16 protein-coding genes are annotated in these 19,439 nt (G+C 35.8%); 12 read left to right on the top strand and 4 right to left on the bottom strand.

Annotated features, from left to right (window positions below; all coding sequences use genetic code 11):
• The first annotated feature begins 7 nt into the window (after positions 1-7).
• The 7 genes from lepA (at position 8) to trxB (ending at position 7,417) form a co-directional block, all read left to right on the top strand.
• Positions 8-1,804 carry a translation elongation factor 4 gene (lepA, locus tag CGC58_RS05895; protein ID WP_095895773.1) on the top strand — a complete coding sequence of 599 codons (1,797 nt, stop codon included), beginning with the start codon at positions 8-10 and terminating at the stop codon, positions 1,802-1,804.
• Between the two features lie 116 nt (positions 1,805-1,920).
• Positions 1,921-2,430, top strand: coding sequence for a type II toxin-antitoxin system antitoxin SocA domain-containing protein (locus tag CGC58_RS05890; protein ID WP_095897132.1), 510 nt, complete (start codon positions 1,921-1,923; stop codon positions 2,428-2,430).
• On the top strand, positions 2,408-4,321 hold the full coding sequence (locus tag CGC58_RS05885; RefSeq protein WP_095895771.1) for a cytochrome c oxidase subunit II: 1,914 nt from the start codon (positions 2,408-2,410) through the stop codon (positions 4,319-4,321). Before CGC58_RS05890 ends, CGC58_RS05885 begins: the two co-directional genes overlap by 23 nt.
• Before the next feature lie 28 nt (positions 4,322-4,349).
• The gene (locus CGC58_RS05880) at positions 4,350-5,195 is read left to right on the top strand and encodes a hypothetical protein (protein ID WP_157909211.1); all 846 of its coding nucleotides are present in this window, start codon (positions 4,350-4,352) and stop codon (positions 5,193-5,195) included.
• On the top strand, positions 5,192-5,587 hold the full coding sequence (locus CGC58_RS05875; RefSeq protein WP_157909210.1) for a hypothetical protein: 396 nt from the start codon (positions 5,192-5,194) through the stop codon (positions 5,585-5,587). Before CGC58_RS05880 ends, CGC58_RS05875 begins: the two co-directional genes overlap by 4 nt.
• A 150-nt stretch (positions 5,588-5,737) precedes the next feature.
• A complete protein-coding gene (locus tag CGC58_RS05870) occupies positions 5,738-6,364 on the top strand; it encodes a hypothetical protein (protein WP_095895766.1) in 627 nt (208 codons plus the stop codon).
• 105 nt (positions 6,365-6,469) lie between these two features.
• Positions 6,470-7,417: a thioredoxin-disulfide reductase gene (gene trxB, locus CGC58_RS05865; RefSeq protein WP_095895764.1), complete on the top strand. Its 948-nt coding sequence runs from the start codon at positions 6,470-6,472 to the stop codon at positions 7,415-7,417.
• 62 nt (positions 7,418-7,479) lie between these two features.
• Here trxB and CGC58_RS05860 read toward each other — a convergent pair whose 3' ends face one another.
• Complete coding sequence (locus tag CGC58_RS05860; protein ID WP_232748868.1) at positions 7,480-9,423, bottom strand: LTA synthase family protein; 1,944 nt, start codon at positions 9,421-9,423, stop codon at positions 7,480-7,482.
• 383 nt (positions 9,424-9,806) lie between these two features.
• On the opposite strand from CGC58_RS05860, the gene CGC58_RS05855 reads away from it, so the two are divergent.
• The 5 genes from CGC58_RS05855 to CGC58_RS05835 all read left to right on the top strand — a co-directional run bounded on the left by CGC58_RS05855 (position 9,807) and on the right by CGC58_RS05835 (position 14,463).
• Positions 9,807-10,394, top strand: a complete 588-nt coding sequence (locus CGC58_RS05855; protein WP_373309737.1) for a peptidoglycan-binding protein LysM — start codon at positions 9,807-9,809, stop codon at positions 10,392-10,394.
• 122 nt (positions 10,395-10,516) lie between these two features.
• Positions 10,517-11,110, top strand: a complete 594-nt coding sequence (locus tag CGC58_RS05850; RefSeq protein ID WP_095897130.1) for a ribonuclease HII — start codon at positions 10,517-10,519, stop codon at positions 11,108-11,110.
• Positions 11,111-11,138: 28 nt separating this feature from the next.
• On the top strand, positions 11,139-12,188 hold the full coding sequence (locus tag CGC58_RS05845; RefSeq protein WP_095895760.1) for an endonuclease/exonuclease/phosphatase family protein: 1,050 nt from the start codon (positions 11,139-11,141) through the stop codon (positions 12,186-12,188).
• 98 nt (positions 12,189-12,286) lie between these two features.
• The gene (locus CGC58_RS05840; RefSeq protein ID WP_095895758.1) at positions 12,287-12,892 is read left to right on the top strand and encodes a hypothetical protein; all 606 of its coding nucleotides are present in this window, start codon (positions 12,287-12,289) and stop codon (positions 12,890-12,892) included.
• A 275-nt stretch (positions 12,893-13,167) separates the two neighbouring features.
• A complete protein-coding gene (locus CGC58_RS05835) occupies positions 13,168-14,463 on the top strand; it encodes a Na+/H+ antiporter NhaC family protein (RefSeq protein ID WP_095895756.1) in 1,296 nt (431 codons plus the stop codon).
• Positions 14,464-14,471: 8 nt separating this feature from the next.
• On the opposite strand, the gene CGC58_RS05830 is transcribed toward CGC58_RS05835, so the two are convergent.
• The 3 genes from CGC58_RS05830 to CGC58_RS05820 form a co-directional block, all read right to left on the bottom strand.
• Positions 14,472-15,332, bottom strand: a complete 861-nt coding sequence (locus CGC58_RS05830) for a CPBP family intramembrane glutamic endopeptidase (RefSeq protein WP_095895754.1) — start codon at positions 15,330-15,332, stop codon at positions 14,472-14,474.
• A gap of 60 nt (positions 15,333-15,392) precedes the next feature.
• Positions 15,393-18,029 carry an alanine--tRNA ligase gene (alaS, locus tag CGC58_RS05825; protein ID WP_095897129.1) on the bottom strand — a complete coding sequence of 879 codons (2,637 nt, stop codon included), beginning with the start codon at positions 18,027-18,029 and terminating at the stop codon, positions 15,393-15,395.
• A 194-nt stretch (positions 18,030-18,223) separates the two neighbouring features.
• On the bottom strand, positions 18,224-19,273 hold the full coding sequence (locus CGC58_RS05820) for a glycosyl hydrolase (protein WP_095895753.1): 1,050 nt from the start codon (positions 19,271-19,273) through the stop codon (positions 18,224-18,226).
• Positions 19,274-19,439: the final 166 nt, after the last annotated feature.

Below are 19,439 nucleotides of genomic sequence, written 5' to 3'. Positions count from 1 at the left end.
GAAATCAATGAAAAACATACGCAATTTTTGCATCATCGCACACATTGACCACGGAAAAAGTACGCTGGCTGACCGCCTTTTGGACTTTACCAAAACCATCACCGAACGCGAAAAACAAGACCAACTCCTTGATAATATGGACTTAGAGCGTGAACGAGGGATTACCATTAAAAGTCACGCCATCCAAATGGAATACGAATACAAAGGCGAAACCTATATTCTGAATCTTATCGATACACCGGGTCACGTGGATTTCTCTTATGAAGTGTCGCGTTCCATTGCTGCTTGCGAAGGAGCATTGCTTATCGTTGATGCGGCACAAAGCATTCAGGCTCAGACCATTTCAAACCTGTATTTGGCTTTGGAAAACGATTTGGAAATTATCCCAATCCTCAATAAAATCGACCTTCCGTCTGCCAATCCCGAAGAAGTGAAAGACGACATCGTGGATTTGCTCGGTTGCGACCCTGACGAAATTATCCCTGCCAGCGGAAAAACAGGCTTGGGCGTGGAAAACATCCTTGAAGCCATCATCGAACGCATTCCTGCTCCGAAAGGCGACCCCGAGGCACCGCTACAAGCCCTGATTTTCGATTCGGTGTACAATCCGTTTCGTGGGGTGGAAACGTATTTCCGTGTGATGAACGGGAAAATTTCCAAAAACGACAAAATCAAATTTATGTCCTCCGACAAGATTTACCACGCCGACGAGGTGGGGACGCTCAAACTCAACCAAGTACCCAAGCCTTTTGTAGGTTGTGGCGATGTGGGCTATCTCATCACGGGGATTAAAGACGCTCGTGAAGTGAAAGTGGGCGATACCATTACGACAGCTCAAAACGGCTGTACCGAAGCCATTGACGGATTTGAAGACGTAAAGCCGATGGTTTTTGCGGGGATTTATCCTGTTGATACTGAGGATTATGAAGAGCTTCGAGCTTCGATGGAGAAACTGCAACTCAATGATGCTTCGTTGGTTTTCACGCCTGAAAGTTCGGCGGCGTTGGGCTTTGGTTTCCGTTGTGGTTTCCTCGGAATGTTGCATTTGGAAATCATTCAAGAGCGGTTGGAACGCGAGTTTGATATGACCGTAATCACGACCGTTCCAAACGTTAGTTATCTGGCTTACACCAAGAAAGATCCTGAAACGCCTATCGTGGTGAACAATCCGTCCGATCTGCCTGAGCCGTCAAAACTCGACCGCGTGGAAGAGCCGTACATCAAGGCTTCGATTATCACCAAGGCGGATTTTGTGGGGCAAGTGATGTCGCTTTGTATCGAAAAACGCGGACAAATCACCAATCAGACCTATCTTACGCCCGAGCGAGTGGAGCTGAATTTTGATATGCCACTGGCGGAAATTGTGTTTGATTTTTACGACCGACTCAAAACAGTATCAAAGGGTTACGCTTCGTTTGATTATTCGCCAATCGGAATGCGTGCCTCGAATTTGGTAAAGGTCGATGTGCTTATTAACGCCAATTCGGTGGACGCTCTTTCTGCCCTGATTCACGCCGATAATGCGTATAATATCGGTAAGAAAATGTGTGAAAAATTGCGTGAACTGATTCCGCGTCAGCAGTTTGACATTCCGATTCAGGCGGCAATCGGAGCGAAAATCATTGCTCGTGAAACCATCAAAGCCCTCCGCAAAGACGTTACGGCAAAATGTTACGGTGGCGACATCTCGCGTAAGCGTAAACTCCTTGAAAAACAGAAGAAAGGAAAGAAACGTATGCGACAAATCGGCAACGTGGAAGTGCCGCAGAGTGCGTTTATGGCCGTGTTGAAGCTGAATGATTAGCGGTATTTTAAAGTGAAAAAATGTTAAATTTTTAATTGAATACGGTTTTTTGGAACAAAAAACGAACAAAATTATATTTTTTATTTATTTTTGTACCAAAGTTAATTTTATTTGAAATGATTAGCCGAGATAAAATTCAGGTCTTTGAGGAAATACTTTGTCATTTAGATGAATGGTATAAAGAACAAAACCCTGGAAAAGAAAACGATTTAAGCATCTTAAAAGTAATGAAGTTGTTGTTTTTTGTGTCAGGAGCAGATTCTGAAAATCATTTGTTTGATGTGTTTGATAAGTTCCAAGCGTGGCAATATGGACACGTTGAGGCTGATATTTACAATATGTATTCCGAAAAAAAAGGTGATTTTAGTGATTTTTCAATTGATAGAAATAAACTGATTTTCAAAGAAAATTATAAACCAAAAGCTAATTCACATTCGGAAAAAATTAAAATAAATCTCGAAAAGATAAAAGTAATAAATTCAGATTTAATTTCTTATGATGCTTTTCGTTTGGTAGACATAAGTCATTCTTACCTTTCTTGGGATATTTATTATAATAAATTGAACAAGCGTTACGAAGATATGGATAAAAAAATGTTGACTTATGAGCCAAAATACTACCGATAAGAAATTTCCTACACAGGAGGCATTAGAAATTGTTGATAAAATTAATACAAAAATAGACCAAATACTCTCAAATCCAGATATTGGATCTGAGAGTATTTATGTTTTGAAATCAGACATTGAAAATATAATAAAGTTACTTTTCAATTCTGTTTTGGAAGGAGAGTTTGTAGGGAATAATAATATAGAAAGCAATGTAAACATTTTAGAAAAAAGAATTTCAGATATAGACATTTTAAAGATAGATAATTTTATTATTGAATCTTCTCCATATACTAAAGAAACAATAGAGTTTATTACTTTTCAGGAGATAATAGAATCTATCCCTTTAATAACAAAAATGTTTTCCATATATCAACTATTTATAGGGGAAATTAAAACTTTATTAAAAAAAGATAAAGATTATATTTATACTCGCTCTGTTGATAAAAAGAATTTTAATAGAGAAGATTATCAATTGTTTTTAATAAGTCTTGACTTGTGTACTTATGATATTCAATTGAGTGAAAAAAAAGATTTTGCCTCAGAAATACAATATATCATCAAACTTATCGAAACCTTTTCTGACAAGTATTCAGAATCAAAAGAAAAAATGCTTAAAAAAGCTAATTTTCTTCTATTTAAATGGCAAAAAAGAGCAGAAATCAACAAACAAAATATCATTCCGATTATTGATGGAAAACAGGTTGATGATACATTTGAAAAAAAAGTGCTTAGCTATGGAGAAGACTGGAGAAATATAGTAGAATATATTAATAATCATTATTTAGATAATAAAAATTATTATTTAAAGAAGTCTTTTTGTGAACTAAATAAGCCTCTATTTGAAAAGTATACTTGTCGAGATATACATCTGTATATTAAATATTATAAAGATATAGATAGAAATCTTCAAAAGTTAGACGAAATCATTGATTTTCTCGCTTCTAAAAAAAGTGAGTCCGATATTTTTTCTATTAATTATGCATATGCTGTTAATAATCGTTTTTCTTTATTTTTAGAAGAATGTTCCGATAAAAATAAAGTGTATGACGAATATCAAGATGTAAAGAAAAAAGTAAAGAAGGAGGATAAAAATTATTTTCCTCAGTATAAATTCATTGAAAAGATTATACTTATAATCAATGAAAAATTAAGCATAGAACAAATATCGCTAGAGGAAATAAAAGATTTAGATCTTTTTATAAAAGAAAAACTAGAACCAGAATATAAAAAATATAAAGTAAATATGGAGTGGTTCTCACAACATAGTAACTTTATATATAGAGTTGTTTATCAAGAATGTATGATAGATAATATTTATGTCTATTCTTCCTTTTTATTACCAACTTCTAATAAAGAAGCCTATGATAAATATGAAATTATAAGTTCAGATTATCAAACACTTAAAACACAAATTGAACCTCTAAAAAAAATAAGTAGTTTATTAAGTGAAACAAAAAAAATAAATGAAGAAATAAAGAAAAGAGATGTAAAAACCATTGAACTAATGGGATTATTTTCGGCTATCATTGCTTTTGTAATGGGCTCAATTCCAGGGTTTCAGTTTGTGCGAAGTATTTGGAGTGCAATTCTATTTTTATTAGTTTTCTCAACAGGTTTAATATCTTTTCTTTTAGTTTTAATTTTAATAACAAGACATAACGGGGGTGTTTTTAAAGAATATCGAACGAAAATAATTGGTTTTTACACAGGGATTTTGGTACTAATTGTTCTTTTCGGCTGGGCTGTAAAACATTGGGAAAAAAATGAGAAAAATAATACAGAGGAGTTGAAACAACATTCAACCATTTTAATTGAAACAAAGAAAGATTCTATAAATTCATTTGAAGAACCTAACAAATCGGAAATCAAGAAAGATAGTGTTTTGGGTAACATAAATAAACAGAAGTAACGAAAAATCGCTTAACAAGATAATTCAGATGTCCAATAAATTATTAGTGTTCAAAAATATGTCTGACTGTTGTTCGCTTAAAATAAAAAAACTACTTCGGTTTTACTATCTAAAAACAAAACGATGGTTAAACAAGGAGTACAAAGAACCTCGACAAAAAATAAATTGGCCAGTATTGGTAGTGGTTGCCGTGCCAATTCTTATTCTCTTGGGTTTTATTTATTTGGTGTCTTTTTTAAGTGTATTTGGAATTAATTTTGAATATTATTTTACTATTGAAGATTGCCTAAAAGCTTTGTATGTAAAGGCTTCGACCCATTTTTATATAGCAAGTTTTGTTTGGGGTCTTATTGGTTTATGCCTCCTTTACATATTCAGATTTTTTATAGAAGAACGCTATAAAAGTAATGAAAAAGAAAAGAATATAAGGGTGACAAATAAGGTAATAATCACAAGAATGAGGTTTATTATTACTCTATTGGGACTATATTTTTTATGTTTTAAAGAAATCGAAAGTTATAAAAATTTCCATCATTTGTTTTTAGCACTACTAATCATACTATACCTATGGTTTTTCCAAGATAAACGGATAGCTTTAATAACTCTTGTCGGTTTTCTTTGTCCTCTATCACTCAAAATCGGTGAAGCTGACGGAATGAAATTACTAAATTCTGCCGATAAAACGACTTTCAACATCATACTCAAAAACAATGACACGATTTTAAAGGAAAAAGATAAAAATCGGTATTTTATATACAAAACCACAAATTATGTTTTTATTATGGACGAGACCTGTAAAAACAATCCCCAAGTGGTAATACGTCCTACCGCTGAAATACAAAAAATGTCCTTTAACCCTATTAAAGAAAAATGATGAAACCAATTCAAAATATGACCCAGCAGGAATTTATTGATTTTTGTATTGACAAAAAACTCAATGGTACTTCCTACCGAAGCTTTCACGATATTTTTGAAAATTACCAAATTGAGGAGCAAACACGTAAAATAGTACTTGAAAAACTTTCAGAAATTGACAAATCTGAAAAGAAGATTTTACTCGAAGTCGAGAAAGCTGCGTATAGACGTTTAGGAATAAAAAGAATTCTTATCGGAGTTGCTATTTTACTGTTTGGAGCATTTCTTTTGTTTCGTTCAATGGAAGCAGGCGTTATTTTTATATTGAATTTGCTTGTAATTCTTGCGGGAATATCATTTATTTTTACTGGGATGCTTAATATTTTAACGGGAATAGTAAAGAAGTATTAGATGATAGATTTATAATTGAAAACACAGAGATTCCGTAAAATATTTATGCGTGTTTGAAAGTTTTCAAAAAAATCTTTTCAATTACAAAACCTCCAAAGCCCCGCAAATAGAAAACAAAAGAGACGGAAAAAATAGAAAAACAAATCAGTTATGAAAAAACCTCCGTATCCGTACACCAAAAGTATGTTCAGGAAACGCCGTCCTTTAAGAACAGCCGTGTTTACCGCAATGTTGCAATGTGTGCATATTTACGAGATTCGGGATACGTCTTACCAATCGTTCAAAAATCCTAAATCGTACGAAGATATCGAGTTGATGACGCTTCTTATCAACGAAATTTATGGAGATAATCTTTCGCAAGACGAGCTTTTCCCTCCCGAAGATGTCATAATAAACCGAATCATCGACTACACCAACGCCCTCACTCAGATTAAAGATGCAATGCGTGAAGAGCTTTGCATTGAAAAGGAATACGTGGAATATTTCACCGAAAAAGCTAAAGCGTGGGACGAGTTGTATGAATCCATTCGGCAAATTGGCGGGGAGGCTTGTTCCATATACGAGGTAATTTGGCAGTATGAATTAGGTAAATTTACGAAAGAAGAATGTGAAGAAAAGGTGCAATTCTTCGTGCATCATAACCCAAGACAGAAAATAACGGGAATCAGACTTCGGCGAATGTTTGTGCAATTGGAAACCCTCTTTTGGGAAACTTTCGAGCATTTCTATGATACGGACATAAACGCTCCTTTCACTGAAGATGAAACTTCGAGCTAAGATTTTCGGAGGAAGCATATTGTCATCACAATAATCGTTGAGCAATATTTGTTTTCTTGTAAAAAATCTGTATTTTTGTAGAGTTAAATTAAAAAAAATAGAATAATGGCTGAGATAGAAAAAGTGAAATGCCTGATAATTGGGTCAGGACCTGCGGGATATACAGCGGCAATTTATGCCTCACGTGCCAATATGCACCCCGTTTTATATCAGGGAGAGCAACCCGGTGGGCAATTAACCACAACGAACGAAGTGGAAAACTTTCCCGGTTATCCTAACGGAATTACAGGCACGGCAATGATGATGGAATTGCAGCAACAGGCTGAACGCTTCGGGACGGAAATACGCAACGGATGGGTAACAAAGGTAGATTTTTCACAAAAGCCTCATAAAGTGTGGATTAATGAAGAAAAAGAAATTCACGCACAAACGGTGATTATTGCCACAGGAGCTTCTGCCAAGTACTTAGGTTTGCCATCGGAGCAACATTATTTGAAAACGGGCGGAGGAGTTTCGGCTTGTGCCGTGTGCGACGGTTTTTTCTACCGAAAGCAAAAAGTAGCTATCGTTGGGGCGGGCGACTCGGCTTGTGAGGAAGCACTTTATCTGTCGAATATCTGTGAGAAAGTAACGATGTTGGTGCGTCGTGATGAGTTCCGAGCTTCTCGAATTATGAAAGAACGCGTGTTGAAGGCTTCTAATATTGAGGTGCTTCTCAATACAGAAACAGAAGAAATCTTGGGCGACGGACAGGTAGTAACTGCCTTAAAAGTACGTAATAACAAAACGGGAGAAATTTCTGAAATTCCGATTACGGGCTTTTTCGTTGCTATCGGGCATAAACCAAATACGGATGTTTTCAAAGAATTCATTGCACTTGATGAGGTAGGATATATCAAAAACGTACCTGGGACATCTTTAACCAATGTGGAGGGAGTGTTCGTAGCCGGTGACGCTGCCGATAGTCGTTATCGTCAGGCAATTACAGCCGCAGGTTCAGGGTGTATGGCTGCCTTGGATGCCGAAAAATATTTAATGACTTTGGAAAGTTAAAAAGATTTGAATTAATATTTTACAAAAAAAAGGGAACATTTTATATGTTCCCTTTTCTGTTTTTAGTTGCCTTCTTTGCCTAATTTTCTTTGTATAATCCGATGCATATAATCTTGCATAAATGCTTGTAAATCTTTGATTCCTTTTTCTATCTCAGGATTGTTTTCTTTTCCTAAAATGTTGTTAGTCAGTCCTTCATCTTCTTTTTTGAAAATACCATTAACGTTTCCGTCTTCATTTAAAATGTAGATATAATTACCTTGCATCATTCGATATACGTGAGCATCAGAAATGTAGGCTCTGGGAGTTTCCTGCTTATCGGAAAACAAACTTCGTCCCCACGAACGGAAAGGCTTGTTGTAGCCCATTAAATCAACTACAGAAGGATAAAGGTCTATCTGTTGGCTAATTTCTGAAGAAATACCTTTTCCAACCAATTCCGGATTTGGACTAAAAAACATAAGAGTAGCTCCGTTTCCTGTGATAGGTTGTTTATACAGAGGATAATACACTTGATTATGATGGTCGTTTGTGAATACGAAAATGGTATTTTTGTACCATTCTTCCTTTTTCGCACTTTCAAAGAATTTTTTTAGGGCGTAATCCGTGTACTGAATACATTGGTGCATTTCCACATTTCCTTTATCGAATTTTCCTTCGTATTTTTCGGGAATTTTGTACGGATGATGCGATGAAACTGTGAAGATTGTCCCCAAAAAAGGCTGTTTTTTCTTGTTGAATTCTTGATTCATAAATTGTAGGAAAGGTTCGTCCCAAATGCCCCAAAAGCCATCAAAATCAGCATCATTGCCATATTCAGTCATTCCGTAGTAGTTATCAAACCCCAAAATATTTGAAAATCCTAAGAATCCCATTGAACCATTGGGTGCGGAATGGAAAAAAGATGTATTGTATCCCATTTCTTTGGCGATAGAAATCACGGATTCAGTGGGTTGTTGCACGTAAGGTGATGAGGTGTAGGCTACTTGAAAGGTGGGAATTCCTGCGTAAACTGAGGACATTCCGTGTATGGATTGCCTTCCGTTAGCGTATGCATTATCAAACACGAACGAATGCTTGGATAAAGAATCTAAAAAAGGTGTGTACGATTTGTAATCGGGGATATTTCTATTCGTATTCATACAGCCTACGTATTCCCTTCCGAAGCTCTCCAGAATAAATATCACAACATTGGGTTTTATTGTCATTTCCCGATGGTAATGTTTGATAGGTTTGATGTTTTCTTGAATGTAATCTTCTGAAACAAAGTTATATTCCTTAAAGCTTTTATTCTTCCCGATGGTTCGGATAAGCGTAAAAGGTGTGTTGAGAATCACATCGGCGTGTGAGGAAATTGTTACGTGTCGGCTTGCGTCCAGAATATTAATAGGACGCGATGAATGTGCCAAGCTTCCGCCTCGAATTCCAGCCAAAACGCCCACGCCTATCACTCCCAAAATTAAAACAGATGACACAAAATAAGGAACGTTGGCAATTTTAACTTCTTGCACTTTTTTCTTTTTATAGAGGAAAATCCATAAAGATATGAGCAGAATAAAAATCAAAACTACGTACCAATACATTCCCCAAAAGGTGAAAAACATCGTGGTTTTGTTCTGTTCATTTTCAACTACGGCAAATGAAGCGGTTGTTAAACGTGATTTGCTGAACGGAAAATAAATCATATCTACAAAATTGGTAGCATAAGCAATTCCGTTTGTTAGGAAATAAATCCAGAATAATATTTTTTGATATGTTTTTGTTGTGTTTATTCGTAAAGGAATGATACTCATTAAAATGAATAACAAGTTTATGTACAAAATAGCCGTTGTGTCAAACTGAATTCCGAGCAGAAATAGTTTTGAAAGCTGACTTATACTGATTTCTCCTATGATTTCTTTGTTAAACAGAAAAAATAAAAGTCGGGCAATGAAGTAGAAAAAATACGCTAAAAATATTCGATAAAAAAATACAGAATATTCATTGGTTCGAATGAATTTACTCATAAGATTTTAATATGATTGTTTTTCAAGAATTATAAAGTTTAATAGGGATGCAAAGGTAAGAAATTAAACAAAAACTCGTAATGAGAAGCTTAAAAGTAAATGAGTTATTAACATTTAAAGCAAAAATTTTAAAAAGCGATAAAATTGTAAATTGAGTATTTTTACAAGTGTTAATTTTGCTTAACGTTTAAGTTTTTATTAACATATCATTGTGTATTAGGGTTTTATATTTGATGAAAATGATTATCTTTGCCCTCGTTAATTTTAAGCAGAAATTATTTCACTGTGTGAAACTATCGTAAGTCTTAAAGAAATTGAATGAGATGATTAATGCAAAGAGGAGGTATCTTTTTACAATTTTGGGGTTGCTTAGTTTTGTTTGTATGTGCTTTACAATCAGCGATGAGCAAATCAAAGAAATTCAAGTTCACAGAAATTTTGTTGTAGAAAAACCTCAGTTGGCAACTGTACTGCCAGCAGAAGAAAATGAAAAAAACATTACTTTAAATCCGCCGTTAATTGGAAAAACATTTATTGGTTTTAAGGAGGCGTTGGCTTACAGAGAGTCCAGAGGTAATTACTTTATTGTGAACGAGTTCGGCTATATGGGGAAATACCAATTTGGTAGGTCGGCATTGCAGTTTTATGGCGTTAAAAATGCTGACGAATTCCTGAAATCGCCCGAACAGCAGGAGCGACTTTTTACACTAAGCGTAAAAAGAAACAAATGGGTGTTGAGAAAAGAGATAAGTAAGTTTGTAGGCAAGCGAATTAATGGCATACAAATTACTGAGTCAGGAATTTTGGCTGCTGCTCATCTTGCAGGAGCTCAGAATGTTAAGAATTATTTTAAAAGCAGAGGAAATTATGCCTTTGCCGATGCTAATGGAACGACTTTGCAGAATTACTTGAAAAATTTTGCGGGCTATGAAGTAGAACATATTATTCCTGAAAAGTTGCCAAGATTTTAACTATTTATTCCCGCTTTAAGAAGCTATCCTAAAAAGGATGGCTTCTTTTTTTTTAATAAAATACGTATATTTGCAACACAAAACGTAGGTTGATAGGCGTATTAATTTTTAAAATTCAGAAAATGCAATTGTTTTACCACACACATAATGAGGCAGGAACAGATGAGGCGGGGAGAGGTTGCCTTGCGGGTCCTGTTACGGCTGCTGCGGTAATTTTGCCCAAGAATTTTAAAAATGATTTATTAACAGACTCTAAGCAACTTACCGAAAAACAGCGGCTGATGCTGAAGCCCGTCATTGAACAAGAAGCAATTTGTTATGCGGTGGCACACGTATTCCCTGCCGAAATAGATGAACTGAACATTTTGCGGGCTTCCATTTTGGCAATGCATAAGGCTTTGGAGCAACTTTCAGAGAAACCTGAATTTATTGCTGTTGATGGTAATAAGTTTGTGAAATTCAGTAATGTTCCGCACGCCTGCGTGATAAAGGGTGATGCCAAAATACAAACAATTGCGGCAGCTTCCATTTTAGCCAAAACGTATCGAGATGCTTATATGAAACAAATTGATGAAGAATTTCCGATGTATCAATGGAAGAAAAATAAAGGATACCCTACCGCAGAACATAGAAAAGCAATTGAAAATTATGGTATTACGCCCTACCACAGAAAGACATTTCAACTATTGCCCTCACAATTGAAGTTAGAATTTTAGAGATTAATCAGCGTTAAAAAATACAGATATGAAAAAATATTACAACTCACTTTTTGTGGCAATTTTTCTATTGATGTCATTAAAAGTACAAGCACAAGAAAAAAAATTTATGGTTAGGACAATCGCTTTTTATAATGTAGAGAACTTGTTCGACACAATTAACGACCCCCGTAAATTTGACGATGACCGCACTCCCGAAGGGGCAGACCGCTGGACATCAAAGATTTATAATGACCACGTTCAGAAAATAGCAAAAGTAATTTCCGAAATAGGAAGTGATGTAACCAAGCAGGCACCTGATGTTGTGGGGTTATGTGAGGTTGAAAATGAGAATGTTATAGTTGATTTGATAAATACAGATTATCTTAAAAAATACAATTATGGCATTGTACATTATGATTCTCCCGATAGTCGTGGAATTGATGTCGCACTGATTTACAAAAAAAACGTATTTAAGCCCGTTTCAACCTCAAAACACCCTTTGAAAATTTATGATGCGGACGGAAAACGAAGATACACACGCGACCAACTTTTAGTAAGCGGAATGTTTGACGGCGAGTTGATGCATTTTATCGTAAATCACTGGCCTTCAAGAAGTGGAGGAGAGGCAGTAAGCCGTCCAAAACGCGAAGCGGCAGCAACGCTGAATAAGAAAATAATTGATTCACTTTTGGCTAAAAATCCTGATGCTAAGATACTTAGTATGGGTGATTTTAACGACGACCCGACAAACACAAGTTTTAAAAAAATACTGAAAACGGAAGGCAAAAAAGAAAAGGTAAAGTCGGGTGGGTTGTACAATCCTATGGAAGAAATGCTGAAAAAAGGCATTGGCTCGCTTGCGTATCAGGACGGTTGGAATTTGTTTGACCAAATTTATTTCACGCAAGAGTTATTAAAAGAAGATAAATCAACCTATCGTTATTGGAAGGCCGCCGTGTTTAACAAATCTTATTTGGCAAATCCTCAGGGGCGTTACAAAGGATATCCCTTCCGGAGTATGTCCAACGGGAATTATACTTGGGGATATTCCGACCATTTCCCTGTGTATCTTTACCTGATTAAAGAGAAAAAGTAAACTAAAAAGAAGTTTGAAAAACATTCCCGTTCTTCAAACTTCTTTTTTTATCAAAATTTAATGTGGTAGGTTGATTTTACAACGAAAAATAGAAAACTATGTTGAAAAGAATTAAATTATCAGATAATCAGGTTTATACAATAAAAATTTCGGAGGAAATTTTTAGCATTGTACAACATCGTGAAAATACTTTTTTTGAGTTCTTCGATATTTTCTTTAATCAACCCAACGACAAGAAATTATTACATTTGGACTTAAACACAATTCCTGTGCTTTGTACGTACTCGTTGGCTACTAATAAATTAAAGGATTTTTTCGTGCGAAGAGAAACTTTGATAAAGCCGAACGAGCGAGAATGTAATCGCATTTTTTTTCATCCGTTTCACTATATGATGGAAAGTTTACGGCAAGGGAAAAATCTTCCGGAGGGTATAGCTTTGATTCAACGAAAATCATTACAGAGTGTTGATTATGAAGTTTTAATAGAGTATTTAAACAGAAAAGACCATTTGAATGAAATTTATCAGTATAATAGTTTGGGAATGGCAGGAAGCACCCAAAAACTACAAACTGAATTGCTAAAATATGTCCGAACAGGTGAGTTTTGGAGTGAATCCAAAGTGAGTTTATTTCCTGAGGTAGCTCCTTATCAAAAAGGTAAACCTATTTTGCACGAGGTAAGCGAATTTGAAAGCGAGAAATAATTCAATTTTGAAATAAAAACCGCCAAACTACGAAAAACTTCATACTATTTTAAAACGATTTTTGCACAATTTTTTATTGAAACAATAGTCATCGTCATCTTGATTTTCTACAATCAAATAATAAATCATCTGTTTTTTTTAAGGAATTTTTCTTTTCCAAAAGAATGTTGTTTGGGAAATTTTTAATATGTCATAGTGGTTTTAGTAGAAAAATATTTTATGATTTGTGAAATAATACATATTTTTGCACGCTAAAATTTTATTTCTGTATTAAAATGTCTTTAAAGAAAGAGTCGGGGATTGTTTCGGTAATTCCGTTACTGGTTTTTGTTATTATCTTCTTGGGGGGAGGAATTTACTTCAATGATTTTTATTCTTTGCCAACAGCTTTGGTGGCTTTGGTGGGGGTTATCGTAGCATTGCTGATTTATAAAGCACCTTTTACGGAAAAGATGGATATCTTTTTTAAAGGAGCTGGAAATCATAATGTGCTGACAATGTGTGTGATTATACTTTTTGCCGGAGCGTTTGCTACTGTGGCAAAAGCCTCTGGAAGTGTGGATAGCATCGTTGGATTAGGAATATCTTATATTTCACCGCAATATTTTCCGGTAGGAATTTTTGTAATAGCTTCATTTTTATCATTTTCAACAGGAACTTCCGTGGGTACAATCACCACATTGGCTCCTGTTGTAATTAGTTTGGCAGAACAAAGTGATTTGAATGCTTCTTTGGTTGGGGCTTGCTTACTTTCGGGGGCGATGTTTGGCGATAATCTTTCTCTGATTTCGGATACGACTATAGTAGCCACACAAACGATGGGCTGCAAGATGGACGAAAAGATGAAGGCCAATGCACGAATTGCCTTTCCGGCAGCGGTATTAACTGTGATAATCCTTCTGTTTTTGGGGAATGCTCAGGCGAAGGAAATTGTTATAGAGACACAGCAAGATGTTAATTATGTTTTGATATTGCCTTATTTGGCGGTCGTTGCCCTGTCTTTGTTAGGTGTAAATGTCTTTGTTTCATTGCTTTTGGGAGTGGTTTTTTCAGGAACGCTCGGAATGATCTACGGAAATTTTGGCTTTTTGGAATTTGTAAATCACACGTATCAAGGTTTTACGGATATGTCCGAAATCTTCCTTTTGTTCTTTTTTACCGGCGGATTGGCTGCATTGGTGGAACATTTCGGAGGAATTCAATTTATGATGAAATTTATCCAAAAACATATCAAATCGCCAAAAACAGCACTACTGGGAATGGGAACTTTGGTTGGCACTACCGATTTTTGTGTGGCAAATAACACAGTTTCAATTCTGATAGTTTCAAAAGTTTCCAGAAAAATAGCCAATCAATTTCATCTTTCGGGCAGAGACGCTGCTTCTGTTTTGGATATTTTTTCGTGTTATGTACAAGGTGTTATTCCGTATGGAGCACAAATTATAGCCTTAATTGAACTCAGCAAAGGAGCGATTAGTTATCCTGAAGTAGCTACTTATGCCATTTACCTGCATTTGTTATTGCTTTCTGCTTTGGTGTATATTTTTATCAGAAAATACAAAAAAGCTTGATTTTGAAATTATTTGAACTCGTATGCCCGGTCTAAAATTTCCAAAAATTCTTTCTTTGAGATTCCTTCTTCTGATTGAAAATCAATATTGATGAGTATGTCATCAAAGTAGTAATCATTATTGGGCTCAAATGAATTGATAATTTCTTTCAAAGAATGCTGTTTTACATTCAAACTGACTAATAATGTTTCGTTGTTTTTCCAGTTTGTTGTGAAATTTTCAGGTTTTTCATCGTCAAAGAAACTTTGTGTTGTGGCGAAAACGCTGTATTTTTCTGTTTTTTCTTCAAAAGGCTCTTGAAAGGCTTCCCATATCAAAGGAAATACAATAATGAATATTAGATTCCAAAGTGAATGAAAACCAACTCCCCAATAAAAATTTAATCGAACACGAATAAAAGAAAGAATAAATCCTCCTATGAGTTGGGAAACAACTAATAACGGAGTAAATAAGAGTGCCAGCCAATTTATTTTGAAATTTGTAATGTGTATTAGTCCGAATAATATTGAGAATGTGTAAACTAAATAAGGGAACAATTTATCCCAACGTTCTCGACTTATAAACCGTGCTTTTAATTTGGTGTAACGTAACAAGTATCTGAATATCAATTCTTCGAAAAATGGAACAATGAAAACTCCCACAACTAATGCAGTTACGAAGGTCATTTTTAAGAACTCAGAGTTGTGCTCTAAGCGTAAAAATAAATCGGCAAGCCACAGAGTAGGAAGTACAATAGTTACAGTGATAATAATTTCAAATAAAAATAGAATGAAGAAAAACTTCACTTTCTGTTTGAAATTCAGTTCCAATTGCTTGTCATTGGGTTTCTTAATGAAATTCAGAAATTCGGTCAATGTAGTTTTAATCATTTTGATTGGGTTTTAACAAAAACACGAGATTTTATCTCGTGTTTTTGTTAAATTTAAACTCTATTTTATGTAGTTTTCAGCTTCTTTTAAAGCCTCATCAATGCCTGCCGGATTTTTACCTCCCGCTGTGGCAAAGAAAGGTTGTCCGCCTCCGCCTCCGTGAATGTATTTGCCCAATTCACGAACCACTTTGCCTGCGTCTAAGCCTTTTTCAGTGGTCAGCTCTTTGGATATGTAGCACAATAACAATGCTTTACCTCCTTCTTGCTCTGAGCCGAACAAAATAAACGCATTCGGCACTTCATTTCCTAACTGGAAGGCAAGGTCTTTCAGGTTTGCAACGTCCAAATTTACTTTTTGTGAGAGAAAAGCAATGCCGTTTATCTCTTTAAATTCGTTTTTAAGATGGTTTTTCAGGTTTTTAGCTTGTTCTTTCTTCAAATTTTCAAGCTCTTTTTGCAAACGAGCGTTCTCTTCTTGCAGATTTTCAACGGCTTTAAGCGGGTCTTGCGTATTTTTTACCAACTGACGAAGTCTGCCCACAATTGCCTCTTGTTCTTTGAAATACGCCAAAGCTGCCTCTTGTGTAATGGCTTCAATTCGGCGAATTCCCGAAGCTACCGCTCCTTCCGACAGAATTTTGAAATACCAAATATCACCCGTGTTTTTCACGTGTGTTCCTCCGCAAAGCTCTTTACTTTCGCCAAACTGAATCATACGCACTTTGTCGCCGTATTTCTCTCCGAAAAGAGCCATCGCACCGGCATCCATCGCTTGTTGAATAGGAATGTTTCGGTGTTCCTGTAAATCTATTTTTTGCTGAATGCGTTCATTTACACGTTTTTCGATTTCTGCAATTTCCTCTTGAGTAAGTTTCTGAAAATGAGAAAAGTCAAAGCGAAGATGTTTTAAATCGACCAATGAACCTTTTTGCTCCACGTGCGTTCCCAATACTTCACGAAGTGCCTGATGCAGAAGATGCGTTGCTGAGTGATTCGCTTGTGTAAAGGCTCTTCCTAACGGATGTACTTCCGCTTTGAAAGGGTCGTTGAGATTATCTGGCAAAGTCTCAGAAATATGGATAATCAGGTTGTTTTCTTTCTTAGTATCAATGATATAGGTAACGTCTCCGTTTGCCGATTGCAACGTACCTTTGTCGCCTGCTTGTCCTCCGCCTTCGGGATAAAACGGCGTTACGTTGAAAACCAATTGATAAAACGTTCCGTCTTTTTGGCTTTCCACTTTGCGATATTTTACCATACGCACGATGGCTTCCAAAGTGTCGTAACCGATGAATTCTTCTTCCTCATCATCACGAAGTATCACCCAATCGTCAGCTTTTACTTGTGCTGCGGCTCGCGAACGTTCTTTTTGTTTTTGGAGATTCTCCTCGAAGCCTTTTTCGTCCAATGTTAATCCTTTTTCGGAAAGAATCAGTGCCGTAAGGTCAATAGGAAATCCATATGTATCATAAAGTTCAAAGGCTTTACTTCCAGAAAGTTGCTTGTTGGTAATGTTGTTTATCATCACGTCGAGCATCAGCAATCCTTGTTCCAAAGTACGCAGGAAAGAGGCTTCTTCTTCCTTGATAACATTTTCCACCAAAACTTGCTGTTTTTCAATCTCGGGGAATACTCCGCCCATTTGCACAGCCAAGGTTTCCACCAATTTATATATGAAAGGCTCTTTTTGATTTAAGAAAGTGAAACCATATCGGATAGCACGACGCAAAATACGACGGATAACGTAACCCGCTCCGTTGTTGGAGGGAAGCTGTCCGTCAGCAATGGCAAACGAAACCGCACGGATGTGGTCGGCAATTACACGAATGGCAATGTTAGTTTGCTCTTCTTCAGCAGAAACATCGTTTCCTTTAACGTATTTATGTTGCGTAATTTCCTCAATTCGTTGGATAAGAGGCATAAAAACATCCGTGTCGTAGTTAGATTGTACGCCTTGCAGCACCATACAAAGTCGTTCGAAGCCCATTCCGGTATCCACGTGTTGAGCAGGTAATTTTTCAAGTGAACCGTCCGCTTTACGGTTGAATTCCATAAATACGTTGTTCCATATTTCGATAACTTGCGGATGGTCTTGATTGACTAAATCACGCCCCGAAATTTTGCTTTTCTCGCTTTCCGAACGCAAATCTACGTGAATTTCAGTACACGGACCGCACGGACCTTGGTCGCCCATTTCCCAGAAATTGTCTTTTTTATTTCCAAGCAAGATACGGTCTTCAGCGATAAGCCCTTTCCAGATGTCAAACGATTCTTGGTCAAAAGGAACATTATCTTCTTTACTTCCTTCAAAAACAGTTACGTACAGATTTTTTTTCGGGATTTTATAAACTTCAGTAAGCAGTTCCCACGCCCACGAAATTGCTTCTTTTTTGAAGTAATCGCCAAATGACCAGTTACCCAACATTTCGAACATTGTGTGGTGGTAAGTATCTTTTCCAACTTCCTCTAAGTCATTGTGTTTCCCTGAAACTCGCAAACACTTTTGAGTATCGGCAATACGCTTGCTTTTGGGCTTTCCGTTGCCTAAAAAATATTCTTTGAACTGGTTCATTCCGGCGTTGGTGAACATCAGTGTGGGGTCGTTTTTGATAACCATAGGAGCAGAAGGAACAATCAAGTGTCCTTTACCCTCGAAAAATTTCAAAAATTGCTTTCTGATTTCTTGTGAAGTCATAAATTTATGTATATTTTTTTGAATATCTTTATTTTCGTGCAAAAATAGAAATTATTTACAAATCATCTTGTTAGATTGCAAAATAATTTTACGAAATACACTTCTTGGTTGATATTGGATAATAATCTGTTTTATAGATAGTTAAAAACCTCAGCAAATAGCTGAGGTTTTCTTTTTTTAATTTATTTGATATTTTATCGACTGATTACGTAAGGTTGGGACATTGCATTTATCCAGAAATCATCACTGCATCTTACGTTCGTTGGTTCTTTTCCTTCGTTAAAAAGATAATCGTACCAAGGCATAAAATAAAGCCAACGTGTGCCGTTTGCCCATTGTTGCTCAATTGAGGCTTGTTTTTTGATGATTGTTCTCCCTGCTATCAAATTTCCGCATTCGCTGAGGCTAATCATTTTCTTCTTGTGTAACTTCTTTATTTGTAGCCAATTATTGTGATTCTGAGATGTATTTTTTCCGTAGAGGTCTTTTCCTATAATATCAACATAATCATCACCTGGATACCACTGAAAATCACGGTCTTTTTGCGTAGTCCAAACCCATATCAGGTTGTGGATTCCTTTGTTCTGAAGATAATTGTATGTGTATTTCCACAAACGGACGTACATTTCTGCACCTTCTTTTCCCCACCAAAACCAAGCTCCAGATGCTTCGTGGAAAGGTCGCCACAAAGCAGGTATGTTTGCAGATTGTAATTTGAGTAATGTACTACAAACTTTATCCAATTGTTCGTGGAAAAAACGACTCTCCCAAGTGTTTGATAGAAAAATATTAGCAATTTTGAACTTGGTGTCCGCTTTGTAAGTGTAAGTTTCAGAGTTTTCAGATGCGGGGACATAAAAATGCCACATAAGAGAAACAATTCCTCCTGCATTTGCCCAGTCTTTTACGGGAGTAATGTCAGAATAATCAATCCAATCCGAGGGAGAATGGTGAATATGAATGAAATCGAAGCAATTCATTGCCGGATATTTTCCAGTGAGTTTGTAAACGTTTTCGGCTTCCTTTGTGTTCCAATTAACGTTAGCCATTGTTGAAGAAAGTATCTTTTTTCCATATACCGAGCGGAGGTATTTGTATAAGGCTTGAGTTTGTTCAGAGGCTTGGTTATCAGAAAGGTTGGGGGCTATTGTTTCTGTGGTTTCATTGCTGATATTTTCTTTAGAACAAGATTTAAAAAGAAATGATAATAACATAATGATGAATAAATAAATTATTAGTCTCATTGTGGAAATTTGTCGCTTTTATATTGGACAAAACTACACAAAAATCTTTAAATATGTTTGATTTTAAGTTGATTGAAAAAATCAAAACAGAAAATATTTCGTTTGAAAACTCGTTTTTTCTATTTATGATAAATATATGATGTTTGCGGTAATATATTTGTAATCA

It is taken from the genome of Capnocytophaga stomatis, from assembly GCF_002302635.1.
Taxonomy (GTDB): Bacteria; Bacteroidota; Bacteroidia; order Flavobacteriales; family Flavobacteriaceae; genus Capnocytophaga; species Capnocytophaga stomatis.
This window is presented reverse-complemented; position numbering and strand designations above follow the sequence as displayed.

What these genes read in the sequence shown, in the direction of transcription:
- lepA (WP_095895773.1), top strand. Translation starts at nt 8, where the DNA reads ATGAAAAACATACGCAATTTTTGCATCATCGCACACATTGACCACGGA.
- CGC58_RS05890 (WP_095897132.1), top strand. Translation starts at nt 1,921, where the DNA reads ATGATTAGCCGAGATAAAATTCAGGTCTTTGAGGAAATACTTTGTCAT.
- CGC58_RS05885 (WP_095895771.1), top strand. Translation starts at nt 2,408, where the DNA reads ATGAGCCAAAATACTACCGATAAGAAATTTCCTACACAGGAGGCATTA.
- CGC58_RS05880 (WP_157909211.1), top strand. Translation starts at nt 4,350, where the DNA reads ATGTCCAATAAATTATTAGTGTTCAAAAATATGTCTGACTGTTGTTCG.
- CGC58_RS05875 (WP_157909210.1), top strand. Translation starts at nt 5,192, where the DNA reads ATGATGAAACCAATTCAAAATATGACCCAGCAGGAATTTATTGATTTT.
- CGC58_RS05870 (WP_095895766.1), top strand. Translation starts at nt 5,738, where the DNA reads ATGAAAAAACCTCCGTATCCGTACACCAAAAGTATGTTCAGGAAACGC.
- trxB (WP_095895764.1), top strand. Translation starts at nt 6,470, where the DNA reads ATGGCTGAGATAGAAAAAGTGAAATGCCTGATAATTGGGTCAGGACCT.
- CGC58_RS05860 (WP_232748868.1), bottom strand. Translation starts at nt 9,423, where the DNA reads ATGAGTAAATTCATTCGAACCAATGAATATTCTGTATTTTTTTATCGA.
- CGC58_RS05855 (WP_373309737.1), top strand. Translation starts at nt 9,807, where the DNA reads ATGTGCTTTACAATCAGCGATGAGCAAATCAAAGAAATTCAAGTTCAC.
- CGC58_RS05850 (WP_095897130.1), top strand. Translation starts at nt 10,517, where the DNA reads ATGCAATTGTTTTACCACACACATAATGAGGCAGGAACAGATGAGGCG.
- CGC58_RS05845 (WP_095895760.1), top strand. Translation starts at nt 11,139, where the DNA reads ATGAAAAAATATTACAACTCACTTTTTGTGGCAATTTTTCTATTGATG.
- CGC58_RS05840 (WP_095895758.1), top strand. Translation starts at nt 12,287, where the DNA reads ATGTTGAAAAGAATTAAATTATCAGATAATCAGGTTTATACAATAAAA.
- CGC58_RS05835 (WP_095895756.1), top strand. Translation starts at nt 13,168, where the DNA reads ATGTCTTTAAAGAAAGAGTCGGGGATTGTTTCGGTAATTCCGTTACTG.
- CGC58_RS05830 (WP_095895754.1), bottom strand. Translation starts at nt 15,332, where the DNA reads ATGATTAAAACTACATTGACCGAATTTCTGAATTTCATTAAGAAACCC.
- alaS (WP_095897129.1), bottom strand. Translation starts at nt 18,029, where the DNA reads ATGACTTCACAAGAAATCAGAAAGCAATTTTTGAAATTTTTCGAGGGT.
- CGC58_RS05820 (WP_095895753.1), bottom strand. Translation starts at nt 19,273, where the DNA reads ATGAGACTAATAATTTATTTATTCATCATTATGTTATTATCATTTCTT.